Consider the following 15,615-nt stretch of genomic DNA (forward strand, 5'->3'; position numbering starts at 1 on the left):
TTTCGTCATAACTACAATGTCCTGTCCGTTAAACGAACAACCCTGCGATAGTACATCGCATCCATCAAATCCTCCCAGTCGAGTTCACTGGCATTAACGTCTCGATAATATACCGCAGCAGCAGGCAAGAAACCAACCAGCGGCCCTGTACCACCACATATCAGACTCCCGCCGTCTCCGCCTTTGGGCATCACATCCCCAGCCGAATCTAGCGTAAGCTCATATTTGTAGGGATCACCAGCAAACTTTATGCCAAAGAAATTCGGCAGTTCCAGATCATAAGCACGATCATCCTTTTCTTCAACTCGTGAAGAGGCCGTCTCTGCCGATCCATCCACAATCTCATCCACGCCTTCCAGACTGCCAAAGTGCTTCAATCTCATTGTATAGTCAAAGCTGTCTCCCCAGGGAAATAATGTGCGACAACCGCCGCCATAGATGTACTCCCATTCGTCTTCGGTCAGCAAACCAAAACCCGCCGCAGCTTCCTCCCTCACAACGTCTTCCAGCTCTATTCCTTCGTTGAACCACAGGATTCGCACTTCATCTTCACTTTGGCGAATCAGACGGAATTGTTGATGCAATTCATATTCACGGATCTCCGACTGTTTAAACTGCTCCAGTGCTGCCGGAAAATCAGAATCTTCCTGCACGAAGGCTTCCTCCTCGGACACTTCAATCCAGCCCAGCGAAATGGTCTCACATTCCACGAGCATGGGCGCAATGTTAACCGTTCTGACAGGTGACATCTGACTCGCCAGAAACGAATCCACGTCCTCCACACCATACTCACTGACTGTCCCATGCAGATCGGCTGAGGTCTCTTCGTTCATTCCATGTTGCCAACGATCCCAGCCGAGCGTGACTTGATCTCCAGGCACAAATACAAATCTAAGCCCATCCTCCGTAAATACACCTGTCTGGATTCGCTGACCGAATCGCTCAAATGTTTCAAGTCCTTCATATACCATACCTTCCGGTAACTGATGAACCAGCTTACGCATCCAAGCCTCTTTGTCCTGGGCATTCAACTCCTGCCACATGTCCCGTCTTAATGCTTCCATAACTCTCCCCACCTTTACTTATACACTTCCACTTCTCCAAAATGCTTTACTGGCTGGCACAGCACAATCTGACTTGTCTTGTTTACATTTTTATTTCCCTGCGGCCTGCAACAGTTCCAGCAATAATTCCTTCCGTCTTCCCTCCGCTTTGCGAGCGAGCGTTGAGAGCTTATCCACCTTGCCAAAGATCGGATAGAGTACACGTTCCGCTTCATAATACTCAAGTTCTTGAATCTGTCTAACCAACAGTTCGAGTATTTCCTCATTCTCCAGCTCGGGCTGAATCTTCAGCTTCAGACTATCCGTCGAACGACGCAAGCTGGTGACTAACGCAGGTATGGATTGAGCCGTTACACCCTGTTTTTCCACAAATGCAGCAATGAACTTATCCTGAATTAACTGATGCTCATCATCCACTTCGCCCATGTAATATTCAATCAGCGGGAAATACCGCTCATCCACGAGCCCCAGCCCAAAGGTTGCATAACTGCCTGGCATACCGTTTTTCTCTCCCTCGGTATCCTCATAAAACTCAAACTCTTGGATAGCCTCACGCGCATACTCTTCAAGGAGTGGATGTAGCTCCGGATACTCCAGTGCATTGGCAAAGAATCGGTGGGTATCCGACTTCGCGAGTCCTTTGATCGGCAAATACTGCTTTACGCTGGACTTGAGCTTGATCTTATAACTTTTCGGAAAGCCCTGTTTCAATAAATGAGTGATAAAGGTAAGTACCTGTTGATAGGCACCCGGCACTTCCTTACGAATGTGAATATTAATCAGAGCAAATACATCATTTGCTTTGCATTCTACTTCTTCCGTTTTCAAATGAATATCCTCTTTCGCATACGTCCCGCTGCCTTCCGTCATCATCAGTGCCGCACGTCTGCTGCCGAGTTGCTTCGCGAGTTCCAGGAAAGTCTGACCTTGAGCTTTGCTATAATTCGGCTCAAATCGTAGAATCAACACCGCCGCGTATAACAGCAGATCTATGGGGTGAGTCCCGGGTATTTGCGCCTTCTGCATCTTATCCGACGATTGGTCTGTCCGTGATTCAACATCCCATTCCAACGTCGCTCCTGGCTTAAGCGAATATTCATTGGTACGATATTCAGAAGACTGCACATCATAATATTGTGGCAAAAACTGATTCTCCGCCCATGCCGTCACCGCACGAGTAATATCACCACGATGCTCGGCAAGTGCCTCCGGACGACCCTGATTCAACTCTTGAATCCGGTCATACTGCCTGATGGTCCATGCCACATCCAGTTCAGGAAACAGTGTAGGATCAAGCAGATGACGCGTCAAAAAGAAGGATTCCAACGGCTTTGTTGGATATGCACCGTTCTCCAGCTTCTGCTCAATGTATGTATGAATACGCTCAAGCAACTGCTGCTTTTTCTCTTCATTGATATATTCCAGCAAAGTCAGTTGCAGCTTTCCTTCTGTTGTAGGGAATTTACCACGGAAGGTAAATCGATAGTCAATCAACGGGGAATCTGCCAGCTTGTCCAGTCTTCCCTGAACAACCTCTACAAGCTTAGGTCCAATCTCATTACGAACCTGTTCATCGGTAAAGGCTCCTGCCTGCTTCGATTTCAGACCATCATCCAAACCCAGATCCACACTGTCTACTGTAGTCCGTCCAGGTCTATAATCCAGCAAAATATCATTGAAAATGCCTATTTGCAGCGTAGTTCGCTTCGTAACATTTTCCAAGTCATCCCGCTTTTCCTGTTCATCAAACCATTCATGAATTGTCGTCATCATCTCTTCCATTGCCTGGTCATAAAGTGTACTCATCCAATCTCCTGCCTTCCCATGCATCTAATGATGTTCATCAACCAAACTTGAACCTCTATGAATCCCGGACCAATCCGGGGCATCTCTGTTATAAATACGTATTGATGTTCGTATACTACCTATTATTTTACTCTCTCAAGTACACCGGGAACAATAAGGCAGCAGGGGGAGAAAAGGTGGTGAAAGCTGCCCATAAGTGGTATTTAAGACACGCCCTAGTCAAAGAGATCTACGGATGCCTTTCATATCTATGTAGGCTCTCGGTATGCCCTCGCTATCATCATCCCGACGTTGTATAATCATTGTATTCCTTTTCAGGAGGTCAGACGAAATGAGCTACAGCAAATACTTCCCTTTGGAAAACTATTTGAATCAGGTTGCAATCACCCTTACATATGCAGAGCTTGAGGAAATTCTCGGATTTACGTTACCCCCTACAGCGTATAATCGCGAACAATGGTGGGTAAATAATTCCAATAATCATACACAGGCACTATCTTGGTTAAATGCCGGATGGAAGGTAGAGAATGTGATTTTAGGAAAAAACGTGACGTTTGTCCGCGGCGAGTCCTAAATGATTATGTATGATATAGATTGTTAGTTATAACTCCAAAGGCTCTATTGTTCCATAATTGTTATTCGAGACAAAAAAAGCAGGGTAGACTGATGAATCCATCAGCTCTCCCCTGCTCTGTAAATTAATTGACTGTCTTATACCACTCGTTCACTTCGGCGGTAATATCATCCCCGCCCATGGATTTCCACTTCGTCACAAACGCATCAAATTCCTCAATGCCCACCTGACCATAGATGATCTTGCTGAACGTATCCTTCTCCAGCTTGTCGATCGCGTCCTTCTTCATTTTCATCGTTTCGGTTGGAGCTCCCGTGAACTTGTTCTTGATCGCATTATCTTTATTCGCAACGACCACTTCAGCGGCCGCAAATACTTCAGGTTTGTTCGCAATCTTCGTATTTTTCTCAAAAGGCGTCTCTGGCTCTTTACCCTTCGCAAGTTCCGCCAACGTATCCATCATCAGATTCGGAATCCGTGCACCATCATACGTAATCGTATATTTGAGGGGTGATACGCCGTCCTTCACTTCAGCTTCACCAACAACTTTGCCATCCACGATGTCATAGTCATATCCTTGCGCAAATCCATGCTCGAACTCGCTGCCCACTTCCGGGTTGGCAAAATTGTCGAACAGATAATTTTGATACGTGAAGAAAATCTCTGGGTTCGCCATGTCTTTGTTAATCAGCACAACGCCGTTACTTGCACCAGATCCATGTTGGTGGCTCTCACCTGTTGGCCCTGTAGGTAATGCAATGGCTTTGTACGTGGCACCATCCACATTTTTCTTCACATCATCAATCGGCCAGTTCGGCATCCAGTGTGGTCCCACAATAATGCCTGCTTTACCTGCGGTAAACAGTTCTGCTGCCTTGATCTCGTCATAAACGCCAGCTTCTTTGGGCAGGTAACCTTTGGACAACCAATCCTTCATCGTCGCAAGGCCTTCCTTCACACCTGGCTGAATGGAACCATATTGCAGTGTTCCGTCTCCGGCATCATTCCACTGTCCAGGCATCGTGTTGTACATGCCGAAGATCCAGCCGGATTCCGTCATCCAGGTATTAAGTGCATTCTTCATGCCGACGGTCAGACCATACGTATCTTTCTTGCCGTTCCCGTCCGGGTCCTGATTTGTAAAAGCATCCATGACCGTAACCAGCTCATCCATGGTTTTTGGTTCTTCCAGTCCAAGCTTCTTCAGCCAGTCTTCACGGATGAACATGACCGAATCGCCATTGTAGGCATAATCGAAGATTGGAATGCCATAACGCTCGCCCTCATACATGTATGGGTACCATTCTTCTGGTGCCGATTCGGATGCCTGTTTCCATGTGTCCGAAGCATACTTGTCAAACAACTCGCCTGCATTCGCAAATTTGCCGGACTCAATTAATTCCCGGACCAGATTGTAGTCTCCCCGAATGGAGACGATATCCGGCAGTTCCTCGTTAGCCGACAGGGACAAGCGCAATTTTGTGTAAAATGCATCATTGGTCACCGATACGGCCCACGGTGTGGTCAGATCAATGCCAAGTCGTTCCTTGGCCCATTTGGTATGCACATTGTTCTGTGCTGTTTCCCCATTTTTGAATTTCGTATCATCATTCCAGGCCCGCAGATAACTCATCTGTACCGTCGGTTCATACTTCCCGTCTTGCAGAGCAAGTGGCGCAGCGGCTTCCTTCGCCGGTTCTTCCTTGGCCCCCGAACTGCATGCCGTTACGGCAACCATCGTGATTGCGAGCAATGTCGTCATCATTTTTCTATACATGAACTAACCCCTCCTCAGGTAACTTGGATACCCTCTTGTGCCAAATGGATTGTTGCCAAATGCACCTTACATGAAAAGGATAGTGCAGCCGGGGAGGCAAACATATATCACAATTTCAATGTTCATATCGATTTGTTAACCGTTCCGAAAATCCTGCGGGGTCAGTCCATAATGTTTGCGGAATACCTGAATGAAATAAGGCGTGTTATTGTACCCCACTTCCTGACCGACTTCATAGATCTTCATGGCTGTATGTTTGAGCAAATGAACTGCACGTTCCATTCTGGAACGGATAATATAATCACTAATGCCTTCACCCGTGGATTGTTTGTATATTTTCGACAGATATACCGGGTGCAGATGCACCTCTCCGGCAATGACTTGCAACGATAGATCCTCGCCTAGATGATGATCAATCCAGTGCTGCACCTGCCGAATCAGCGTTGATCCGGCATCCTGTCCCGCATCGCTTGTGCTCTCTTCCCACTGCTGCATCACACTTCTGGTCCACGTTTCCAGACTACGCAGCGAGATGCCATAACCATCCTTGAGCAGCTGCTGGTACTGCTCGCCAAGCACTTCGGCTAACTGTCTTCCTTCCCGGTGAGCCATATATGAGAATGCCGCCGCCAAATAATGAAAAGCCACATACACATGTTCCGGAAACACACTGTTCGAAAGTTCGGCAAAGATCTGATCAATCTTACGGTATGCATCCTCCATGCGTCCGGCTTCCAGTAACGTCGTCAGACCCGGCGGTTCATACAGCGCCGCAAGTGACTTTAACGTGGCCGCATTGGTTCCCGCTGCCGCATTCAGATGTAGTCCTTTGCCTGCATCGGCTTGCTTGCGAAGCGCACTGACAGCTTGATGATATAGCTGAGGCACCTGATCTGGAAAACGTCCCATACGACTAACGGACAGGGAAATGGTCGCGTTCAGATACTGCCTTACACTGTGAAGCAACCGTTCTCCAAGTCGTCCCATTAGCACTTCCGGTTCGGCTTGGGTTTGTTTGGGGCTGGCCATAAAGACCAGATCATCATAGGCGTCATCCGTATGGCAGAGGTGATAGGTACTGCCGTAGATCTCTTCCACTACATTCGAGATGGCGTACTTCATCAATCGAAACGCTTTATGAGTAGGTTGATGGTCATCATAACGGATGAGCAACAGTTGCATTTTATCCTTTGGACGGAATCCGATCTCCAGTTGCTCCAGCTTGCCTTCGAGTTCAGCATCCGCAAATTTATGCCCTAACAATACATCCTTCATCAGCTCCGCCCGCTTCTCGGGCAGATGTTCCCTCACTGAATACATGGCCCGCTGATGCAGCATTTGTTTCTCACCCTCCAGGCGAATCTGCACGGCGGCCTGCTGCACGGATTCGATCAGTTCCTCATCTCGAACCGGTTTGAGCAGATAACTGACCGTCCCATGTTTAAGCGCCTGCTTCGCATAATCGAAGGAAGCATGCCCGGATAAAATAATACATTTGGTCTGTTCCCATTTTTGCCTGATATGACTGACCAGATCCAGACCCGAAAGACCCGGCATTCGGATATCCGTGATAATAATATGGACCTGATGTGTTGCCATATGTTCCAGTGCCTCTTTGACTGAATAAGCTTTGAATACCTGACCAATCCCGTGTTCTCTCCACGGTATGGAGACAGCGATCGACTCTACTGCGGAATGTTCATCATCCACGACCATCAGATTCATCATGCGGTTGTTCCTCCTCAAACCATCGAATTTCTACACTAAGTCCACCGTAGGGAATCGCTCCAAAATGAAGCCCGGACGACAGCCCATATCGTGTAACGAGACGCTGGTGCACATTCCACGTCCCCGTTCCAATCTCTTCGCCCATCGGTTCATTAATCTCACGTTCCAATTCTGCAATCTCTTCCGCTGTCAGCGTGACCCCGTCATTGTCTACAAACAGGCTATATCTTGTATATTTTCGTCCCTCAATATGTTCGGGTACCGCCATCCCCGTTACGACGACATGCCCACTGCCTTCCATGGGCTCAATGCCGTGGATCACCGCATTCTCTACGATTGGTTGAATGAGCAGTCGCGGAATGTGAAGCTGCATCAGTTGCTGCGGTACGGCAATCTCGTAGGTCAGCCGATTGGTCCGCATCTGTTGAATGGACAGATAATGGTCCAGCAGCCGAATCTCTTCTTCCACTGTTGTCATGTCATTCTCGCCCCGCGTAATGTAGCGATAGTAGTCTCCCAGACTTAGCGACATGGCAATAACCGCTTCACGGTTGCCAAGCTGGGTCATATTTTTGATATAAAACAGGCAGTTGTACAGGAAATGCGGGTTGATCTGTGATTGCAGATGCTTCAATGTCGCTTCCCGTGAGCGAATACGTTCCTCGTATACCTTCTCGATCAGTTCCTGAATCTGCTCCGCCATATGGTTGAAACTCTGGGTCAGGTACGCGAATTCATCACGGGAGTGATCGACCGGAATCCGAGTGGACAACTGGCCTTTGCGAATCTGTTGCAACCCTCTCATCAAACGATGGATGGGCACCTGAACTTTTCGATACAAAAGCAGTGCGGCCCCGATACTGAGCACGAGCAGTAACAATATGGAGGTAATAAACATATTTCGGCTCTTATCCATCGGGTTCAGCAGATCATCCAATACCACCGGGTTCACGTACACTGCTTGCAGTTGTTTGGAGTGCACGTAACTGACCAGATACTGTTTGTCGCCCACCTCCAGCTGATGATTACCTTCCCTCTCCGGTCCGTTAAAGGGGATATCTCGCATGATCGCTTCGACCAGTTCGGGGTCCGCCGTACGGTTCAGCAACGGATCGTTACCTGGTACGAGCAAGAAAGGATCTCCGCCCTGCGTTTCTTTGAAATCATCCAACATGGCAACCACGTTCATCGGGTCAAAATTAATCTCCATCACCGTTCGCACGCCTGTATTCACCGGTTTTTCATTCCAATCATAGTTATCCGTGAAAAAGTAGGTGAAACTCCCTTTCTCCAGCTGCCATTGGCCTGGTTGCGGAAACGTCAACATCTTCTCATCGTAGACCGTCCGGCTGGACATGGTGGACAACACAAGTTCCGCTTGCGGTAGCACAATGGTAATATCGTTCTTCCAACGGCTGGTGGACTGGTACAACGATAATTTGTCGAGAATATCCAAATAGATGCTGTTTTTCTCATATTGGCTGGTGGAGTCCGTCATGTAACGGTAGTGCAGGATACTCGGATCTCGCAGCAACGTCAGGCCATACAGCGAGAGCTGCTCGATATTTTTATCCACCTGGGAACTGAAATAATTGAACTGGTTCAGACTCGACTGTTGTTTCTCTTCAACGACCATGTCCACATTTGCCTGGTTCGCGTACGTATAGAGCAGCAGAATGGGTACGAGCAGGCAGATTAAGAGAATGACCGTCTTCGCAAATACTGTGAATTTCATCGTTTCACCCTGTCCCTGAATTTGAAGTCCTTCTATACCGAAGTCCTATTTTATATTGAAAACCCTTACATTTCTAGTTGATTTTATATTAGCCCCGCTTTCCTGCTACTTGTAATCCCCTTATACTGGGAGTGAATCAACATTTCATGAGGGGGCTCTGTGATGCAACTGACAGAACAAGGCATTTTACATATTGAAGAAGAAGATATCTCCAGCTTGTACTGTTACCGGGACATGGATGGCATGGCTTTTGATGCTTCGTTCCTGTTTGAGTTACAGCTTCAGGGGTTAACGTTGACACAAGGCAGTGTTCGTGGGATTCAATTTGATTTTGAGGATGAAGAGGCCCCCCTCTATGAGGATAGGGAACGTCTAGTGGCTGAGGTGCAGTCAGCGGTTCGTACCATTGATGCGCAGTATGATGGCTCAATTGTGAAATGATATAGGCAGGTTCAGCATAAAGGGCATATTGGAAGCAGACAGCATATGGCAGGAACACAACCTGATGACAGGAGCATTGGACTTTCGAGTCGGATGCTCTTTTTTTGCTGTTTCCATCAACAAGTTAATATTTCAACATCCGCATTGAAATGTTGTTCTATAGTCCGCCCTTTTCCATTGCTATAATTCAGTTGCTCCACTCTGTGCAGAGGCTTTCTCGCCTTATGTTGCCAGGGTTGGACGAGATAAAGGAGGGACCCTGATGGCTATCGAACAACCGTTAACAACCCATACGCCGGTGCGAAAAATGACACCCCATCCACGCAAACGTACCCGCTGGAATTTCAAACGCACGTGGCCGCTGCATCTGATGCTGCTGCCTGCTGTACTGCTCACATTGCTGTTCGCCTATGTGCCCATGGGCGGCATTATTATTGCTTTTCAGGATTTCAAACCGTGGCTGGGGTTCACTGGCTCCAAATGGGTGGGCTGGGACAACTTCCGGTTCATGTTCGAATATCCCGACAGCGTTCAGGTCATCTGGAATACGGTACTGATCGCTTCAATGAAAATTGTGGCCGGACTTGTGGCCCCCGTGGTGTTCGCCATTTTGCTAAACGAGGTTCGGAACTCTACGTTCAAACGTTTCTCACAGACCTTGGTGTACCTGCCCCATTTCCTGTCCTGGGTTGTCCTGGGCGGCATTCTGCTCGATATGTTATCACCGGAAGGTGGGCTGGTAAACCAGGTGTTAGCGGCGGCTGGTGTTGAACCGATTTTCTTTCTAGGGGATGGCGACTGGTTCCGTGTAACGGTGGTTGTCAGTGATGTGTGGAAGGAGTTTGGATTCGGAACGATTGTATTTCTGGCAGCACTTGCGGGCATTAACCCGGCATTGTACGAGGCTTCGGAGGTAGATGGGGCAACGCGGCTCAGACAGACATTACACATTACCCTGCCTGCGCTTGTACCGATGATTATCGTGGTAGGTACGTTATCGCTGGGCAATATCCTGAATGCAGGCTTTGACCAGATCTTTAACCTGTACAATCCGCTGGTATATGAGAAAGGTGATATTATCGATACCTTTGTCTACCGGATGGGAATTCTGAATGGCAAAATGAGCTTTGCGACCGCTGTTGGACTATTCAAATCATTTGTCGCGATGTTCCTGGTCATCTCTGCGTACCGGATGGCGTACAAAATCGCCAATTATCGTATTTTCTAAAAGGGTTAGCATCATGCATTAAGGAGGAATCAAGGTGTATCACAAAACAACCGGGTACCGTATATTCAATGGTTTCAACCTGATATTCATCGCGGCCGTCTCCATCCTGTGCATCCTGCCGCTGGTCCATATTCTGGCGGTTTCCTTCAGTGGTAAGGCGGCAGCATCCGCCAATCTGGTGACACTTTGGCCGATTGATTTTACGGTGGACGCGTACACCAAAACATTTGGTAACAGTAACTTTCTCAGTGCACTCTGGATTTCAGTCCAGCGTACGGTTCTGGGCACACTGCTCAGTATGACACTTGTCTTCCTAACGGCTTATCCATTATCCAAGGAAAGTCTGCACTTCAAGGGGCGTTCATTATATGCCTGGTTTTTCATCTTCACGATGCTGTTCAGCGGGGGATTGATTCCATCCTATATTTTGATTCAGAAGCTTGGACTGATTAATACGATGTGGGCTCTCATTTTGCCGGGAGCGGTGGCTGTCTGGAACCTGATTCTCATGATGAACTTTTTCCGCAACGTACCGAAAGAGCTGGAAGAAGCTGCATTCATCGATGGGGCCAATCATATCACGACCCTGTTCAAAATTTATCTGCCTGTATCCATGCCCGCCATTGCCACGATCTCCTTATTCACCATGGTAGGTCAATGGAATTCCTGGTTCGACGGGCTGATCTATATGAATGATGCTTCCAAATATCCACTTGCCACGTTAATGCAGACCATTATTGTACAGCAAGATTTCTCCAACATGAACGTGGATGCAACGCAGCTCCAGAACATGTCTCAACGTACGGTGAATGCGGCTCAGATCTTTATTGGCGCTCTGCCGATTCTGCTCGTATATCCGTTCTTGCAGCGTTTCTTCGTAAAGGGAATTGTGCTCGGGGCGGTAAAAGAGTAAGGCAAACACACGGAATCCCGTTAGGGATTCTTTTTCGTTCTATAAGTGCATTCTATAGCTCATGATTTCAGTTGTTTTGATATTTTTCTGCTGCGAATAGCGTTGTTATATTCATTAATCAATTCATCCAGCACCATGGATTGGCGAATAACCTCCGGATGCCATAGTTCCGCATATTGATCAGCAATCTGGTAGAGCCTTTGCCTTGCATGTTCGATACATTCCTGAATGGTTTCCGGATTATGTACCATACTCCCGCCCCCTGTTATCCTTGAATATCATCATCCAAAAAAGACCATCTAATATAATATTCGGAACAAGAGGGGGTTTGGATTACCCCAAAATTAAAATTTTGGTTATTTTTCTTTTAAAAGTTATTATTAGCGTGGATCATATGAACTGATGTACACATATGTTCAATGCAAATAAACCGGATCGGCTGCGGCCTGTCCGGTTTATTTCAGCTGTGCTTTGCAATATGTTAGCTATCATGCTTCATTCACCTCAAGCCTACGTCGTCAAAACGATTGCCTATCGTCTCTGGAAAGGCACGTTTAATGGCATCAATGGCACGTTGTTCCGTAGCCCCTGCCTTCCGGATAAGCTCAATTACCCTTTGCACACATTCCGCTTCTCTCGAATCCCAAGAGATGGAGTCATCTATCACCTCAACGATCATTGTATACAGGTTTGCGAGCAGCTCATACTCGTTTATTACCTGATCCATTTGAATAGACAGATGCTTAAGTCCTGCAACATAAGAGGCAATATCCAATCTTGATTTGGCATAATAGCGAAGTACAGCTGCCGCTTGTTCTGTGTCATATGTTCCTGTCTGCAAAACAGCGGCAATAGCGTCATACGCTGCCGCTCCACAGGCATAATCTTGGGGCGGCAGCATATAGTCATGGGTATCCCATTTGTACACGGCCTGGATTAACGATTCCTTGCAGACTTCCCATAGATCTATGGGTGCACAGGCTTCCAGCACCTGATAATACCAGTAGGGTGTACTGTTCCTCCCAAACGAATCATAGGGCAGACGAATGATTTCATCACCTTTACTTTTACAGATGAACAGCACCCGTTCCACATCATCATAGCCAATAACAATGACAAATTGATCGTGCCAGAGAATTGCACCTATGCCTCGGTCAATGGAAGCTTTAATATCCAGCAGAGCCTGCTTCTGATAGAGCGGAAAAGTCGGTTCAAATGAAAATCCACCATGTTGTCCCGTTGTCACACCAATGAAGTCAGCTGCGACAAAGTTCTCTGCCATCCAGTTGTAAGCCGAAATTGATTCTGACGTCAGACGCCGATCCACCACTAATCGGAATGCACTTGCTGTCATACCTGCAATCATGTGGTGTGGAAAAACCGTCCACTGTTTATGTAATAAAATGCGAAACAACGCATCTGTATACGCGCTTACACCGCTCCATGATCTACATTCATCAGCAGAATTCACAGCTTGCGAGGATCGAATCCAGTCCTGCAATACTACTTTTGTCGCCATCATCCTTCACTCCCTTCCTCTCTCATCCTATCGTGCGGAATGTGCTCCCCACCGTGGTATAGTGGACCTTTTACGGTCAGGATACTTCCTGGATATCACTCGAAAATAATCAATAGCCTGCTCTTCCAGTGCTTTCGCCTTCACGAGTACCTGTGCTAAATCTTCTGTGGTGTCTGGTCGCAAGACACGTCTATTCTCCTGCTGAACCATATATCCTTTCATTTGGTCAATTAACGTCCCAAGCTGTTCATAACATGCACAAGCATGGTCCAGTTCGTTCCATATCTCTCGAACACCCTGCAAATACATCCTTATTTCGGTTCGCGAATGACAGAAGGATTCCAAGATATAACCTGCACCGGATTCATCGAAATCCCCACTCCGCAGGGCCTGCACCCACACATCATATGCCTTTCTACCTGAAGCAATATTCTGATCAGGTAACAGACGATAGGGAAGATCCCAATCCTCAATCGCCAGTCTCAGGGATTCCAGCAGCATCTGCTGTTCAGGGATGCGGACCTGATCACCAAACACCTGACAATACCAAAATCCGGTAAGGTTTAAGCCGAAATTGTCATACAACAAAATCTGCGGTTCCTTGCTCCATCCGTCTTGCACATAAAAGATGCGGTCACGGTCATCATATCCATGAATAACACCGAACTCAGGAATCCAGTAAATCACACCAGTGCCTTCATCAATACTCCGTCTCACCCAATTCACTGCATCCTGCTGGTAATAACCAAACGTGGAATGACGTGTACGTCCCCCATCCCAGATCGTAAATATTCCCAGGTTATCGACTCCCGGACGATGTGCTTCCCCCCATTGTCCATACGCTGTAACCGACATGGAAAGTAGTCTGCGATGCACCGCCAGCTTAAAAGCCATGCCCGTATATCCGGCAAGTAGAACCTTGGAACCTTGAAACTGGCCTGTATGGGTTAGTATCGCATGCAGACTATCCACGTACGATTTGGACTCCCTCTTCATGATGAGGTTATCTAAAATATTCTCAGCCAAGGACGGATCTTCTCCTCTCTATACTGCTTTATTCCACGTTTTGCTTACGTTGTATCGAGAGCCTGTCAATTAATCCTTCTGCTCTTTGCTGAAGCTTGCGTCTAAGCCACCCAGGAGACAAAAGTTCCTCCCATTCGCTAATAAACAAATGCTGCAAGAAAGCCTCCGTGTCATAAAATTCAATCAAATAAATCAGATCTTGCCTAGCCCGAATACGATACCCTTGCCATAGGTCCATTTGCTGCAATTCCTTCAAGCGAATCTCAGCTACAAACGGTTTACGCACAGGCAGTGGTTCTTCCCATCCACCTAGGAGGGCATCTGACCTGTACTCAAATCTATCATCCGAGATCGATACATGAACTATGCCCTCCAAGCGAATCGCCACTTGCTGCACAGGATCTGCTTCATAACCCACCACGTAATCGGCGTTAAACTGGGATATCATCTTTAATGGACACAAGGAAAACTGCCGTTCTCCATCGTGATCCCTGTAATGAATATGTACTCTGCGCAAGTCAGTTATGGCGTGGGACAACAATTCAAAGAATTGCAGCTGCTTCGGTTGCGCCGAAAACACCGGAAGCGCACCACTCCCCATCTGTTGTTCCTCCAACGTAAAACGCTCCAGTAAATGCGCTACACGTTTCACCGCGTCCGATTGATCATAATCGTAATGTCGATAGCGGTGTGCCAAATATTTCAGGACACGTTGCTCTTCTTCTGTCATATATAAATGGGGCAATCGAAAGGTCTGATCCTCGTAACAATAGCCCCGATATTTCGCCATATATACCAAGGGGGCGCGCAGGGAGTTTGCCATATATTCAATATCACGCTGAGCCTGACGACGGGAGATTTCAAATTCACGGGCAAGCCAGCTGCTATTCGGAAAACGTCCACCCCGAATCTGTTCGTCAAACCAGTGAATCCGATGCATGTTACTCATCTTCCCGCCCCCATCTCATCCATTCCTAATATATTCGATTATATCAAAAGACATGGCCTGTTCCGAAGAACAAGCCAGTTATGTTATACATGTGCCTTATCCACTCTGGATTGCACGGCTTTGAAGCATTTCTTGCATACTTTCAGACTTGTACCGTCTGTTTTTGTTTGCGTATACAACAATTTAATTCGGGTACTGCTGCACACCGGGCATGTTCCCCGGCCCCTGGAAGGAAGACTCCACAAGACGCGTCCTCTTTTGGTTTTTGCCAATGGTTGTGAACCTCTTTTCGATATGGTTTGTGTGTTCACCGTTATTATATATGGCATGGTACGACACAGAATGTCGCATCAGTTTTAAAGGTTGTTCAAAAAGTCCCCAATTGATCACGAAGTAGCCCAAGAAGCGAACTCGACATCGAATCTTGCGTTCACCTTCTCGGTGCTGAATCGTTAACTTTTTGAACATGCCGTATTAGAAAATAAAAAATGTCCCCTCTTCGACCTGAAGAAAGGACAACATTTAGGAAAGATCTGTGCTCGACTGAGCTGCGGCCTGCAATAACGGTTGCAGGAGTCCTGGAAAACGCGTTTCCAAATCATCGGATCGCAGGGTGAGAAAATGCTGTGTACCCTGCACTCTGACCCGAATAACTCCGGCTTCCCGCAGGGTTCGAATGTGGTGTGACATCGTTGACTTCACAACAGGTGCATGAAAATGACTGCACGGTTGCTCTCCGCTTCTGGCTGCTTCCGCAACAATCCCAAGGCGAGTCGGGTCACTCAGCGCATACAGTACGGAGGAAAGTTCAATATCTGACACCTGTGGATGATGTAAAATTTTCATACGGTAGTC

Annotated in this window: 15 protein-coding genes; 4 read left to right on the forward strand and 11 right to left on the reverse strand. The window is 47.3% G+C overall.

The window, feature by feature from the left end; translation table 11 throughout:
- Nucleotides 1–11 precede the first annotated feature (11 nt).
- Together ACETMN_RS29040 and ACETMN_RS29045 are read right to left on the reverse strand one after the other, a co-directional pair.
- On the reverse strand, nucleotides 12–1,064 hold the full coding sequence (locus ACETMN_RS29040) for a hypothetical protein (protein WP_411735456.1): 1,053 nt from the start codon (nucleotides 1,062–1,064) through the stop codon (nucleotides 12–14).
- A gap of 90 nt (nucleotides 1,065–1,154) precedes the next feature.
- Nucleotides 1,155–2,870, reverse strand: coding sequence for a DUF6138 family protein (locus ACETMN_RS29045; protein WP_411735457.1), 1,716 nt, complete (start codon nucleotides 2,868–2,870; stop codon nucleotides 1,155–1,157).
- A 331-nt stretch (nucleotides 2,871–3,201) separates the two neighbouring features.
- Between ACETMN_RS29045 and ACETMN_RS29050 the strand changes: the two genes are divergently transcribed.
- Complete coding sequence (locus tag ACETMN_RS29050) at nucleotides 3,202–3,444, forward strand: hypothetical protein (RefSeq protein ID WP_091019186.1); 243 nt, start codon at nucleotides 3,202–3,204, stop codon at nucleotides 3,442–3,444.
- A gap of 124 nt (nucleotides 3,445–3,568) precedes the next feature.
- Here the strand turns inward: ACETMN_RS29050 and ACETMN_RS29055 are convergent, their stop codons facing one another.
- The 3 genes from ACETMN_RS29055 to ACETMN_RS29065 form a co-directional block, all read right to left on the reverse strand.
- Nucleotides 3,569–5,221: an extracellular solute-binding protein gene (locus ACETMN_RS29055; RefSeq protein WP_091019185.1), complete on the reverse strand. Its 1,653-nt coding sequence runs from the start codon at nucleotides 5,219–5,221 to the stop codon at nucleotides 3,569–3,571.
- Nucleotides 5,222–5,356: 135 nt separating this feature from the next.
- A complete protein-coding gene (locus ACETMN_RS29060) occupies nucleotides 5,357–6,949 on the reverse strand; it encodes a response regulator (protein ID WP_091019183.1) in 1,593 nt (530 codons plus the stop codon).
- On the reverse strand, nucleotides 6,924–8,684 hold the full coding sequence (locus ACETMN_RS29065) for a sensor histidine kinase (protein ID WP_411735458.1): 1,761 nt from the start codon (nucleotides 8,682–8,684) through the stop codon (nucleotides 6,924–6,926). The genes ACETMN_RS29060 and ACETMN_RS29065 overlap by 26 nt, the downstream gene beginning before the upstream one ends.
- Before the next feature lie 162 nt (nucleotides 8,685–8,846).
- Here ACETMN_RS29065 and ACETMN_RS29070 point away from each other — a divergent pair, with 162 nt between their 5' ends.
- The 3 genes from ACETMN_RS29070 to ACETMN_RS29080 all read left to right on the forward strand — a co-directional run bounded on the left by ACETMN_RS29070 (nucleotide 8,847) and on the right by ACETMN_RS29080 (nucleotide 11,266).
- Nucleotides 8,847–9,125, forward strand: coding sequence for a hypothetical protein (locus ACETMN_RS29070; protein ID WP_210110091.1), 279 nt, complete (start codon nucleotides 8,847–8,849; stop codon nucleotides 9,123–9,125).
- Between the two features lie 307 nt (nucleotides 9,126–9,432).
- Nucleotides 9,433–10,353, forward strand: a complete 921-nt coding sequence (locus tag ACETMN_RS29075) for an ABC transporter permease (RefSeq protein WP_036668173.1) — start codon at nucleotides 9,433–9,435, stop codon at nucleotides 10,351–10,353.
- Nucleotides 10,354–10,387: 34 nt separating this feature from the next.
- Nucleotides 10,388–11,266, forward strand: a complete 879-nt coding sequence (locus tag ACETMN_RS29080) for a carbohydrate ABC transporter permease (RefSeq protein WP_017692164.1) — start codon at nucleotides 10,388–10,390, stop codon at nucleotides 11,264–11,266.
- 59 nt (nucleotides 11,267–11,325) lie between these two features.
- On the opposite strand, the gene ACETMN_RS29085 is transcribed toward ACETMN_RS29080, so the two are convergent.
- From ACETMN_RS29085 to ACETMN_RS29110, 6 genes are all read right to left on the reverse strand, one after another.
- Entirely contained in the window at nucleotides 11,326–11,517 is a 192-nt protein-coding gene (locus ACETMN_RS29085; protein WP_091019178.1) for an aspartyl-phosphate phosphatase Spo0E family protein, read from the reverse strand.
- A 248-nt stretch (nucleotides 11,518–11,765) separates the two neighbouring features.
- The gene (locus tag ACETMN_RS29090; RefSeq protein ID WP_411735459.1) at nucleotides 11,766–12,785 is read right to left on the reverse strand and encodes a hypothetical protein; all 1,020 of its coding nucleotides are present in this window, start codon (nucleotides 12,783–12,785) and stop codon (nucleotides 11,766–11,768) included.
- Nucleotides 12,786–12,812: 27 nt separating this feature from the next.
- A complete protein-coding gene (locus tag ACETMN_RS29095; RefSeq protein ID WP_411735460.1) occupies nucleotides 12,813–13,811 on the reverse strand; it encodes a hypothetical protein in 999 nt (332 codons plus the stop codon).
- A 28-nt stretch (nucleotides 13,812–13,839) separates the two neighbouring features.
- Nucleotides 13,840–14,760, reverse strand: a complete 921-nt coding sequence (locus ACETMN_RS29100) for a helix-turn-helix transcriptional regulator (protein WP_411735461.1) — start codon at nucleotides 14,758–14,760, stop codon at nucleotides 13,840–13,842.
- A gap of 83 nt (nucleotides 14,761–14,843) precedes the next feature.
- Nucleotides 14,844–15,032 (reverse strand): hypothetical protein, encoded by a 189-nt coding sequence (locus tag ACETMN_RS29105; protein WP_074096524.1) that lies wholly within the window; start codon nucleotides 15,030–15,032, stop codon nucleotides 14,844–14,846.
- A 250-nt stretch (nucleotides 15,033–15,282) separates the two neighbouring features.
- Entirely contained in the window at nucleotides 15,283–15,606 is a 324-nt protein-coding gene (locus tag ACETMN_RS29110; RefSeq protein ID WP_105601952.1) for an ArsR/SmtB family transcription factor, read from the reverse strand.
- Nucleotides 15,607–15,615: the final 9 nt, after the last annotated feature.

The sequence above is a fragment of the Paenibacillus sp. M2 genome, assembly GCF_046713495.1.
GTDB classification, from domain to species: domain Bacteria; phylum Bacillota; class Bacilli; order Paenibacillales; family Paenibacillaceae; genus Paenibacillus; species Paenibacillus amylolyticus_B.